Here is a 241-nt window from a genome sequence, read left to right on the forward strand (position 1 = left end):
CGATCACGGACGCCGATGGAGATACGAGCGAAGCGACGCTGACGATCACGATCAATGGTCAGACGGATGGTCCTCCGGTGGTGACGCCGGAAGATGGTGATGGAGATGTCTCTAAGGGCCACAACAGCGTGGTGGAGAACACCGGTGAGACGGTCGATGGCACGGTGAGCGTGTCTGCGGAAGCGGGCATTGCCACGGTGACGATCAACGGCGTGGACATTACGGGTGCGAGTGCCGCGAG

General features: G+C 61.4%; 1 protein-coding gene. It reads left to right on the top strand.

Annotated features, from left to right (window positions below; translation table 11 throughout):
• Positions 1-241 (top strand): hypothetical protein (locus KOE80_RS20245; RefSeq protein ID WP_226349864.1); only part of this gene is annotated, 241 nt, incomplete at both ends.

Origin of the sequence: Alcaligenes sp. 13f (assembly GCF_020496585.1) — a bacterium.
Classification (GTDB): Bacteria; Pseudomonadota; Gammaproteobacteria; order Burkholderiales; family Burkholderiaceae_B; genus Alcaligenes; species Alcaligenes phenolicus.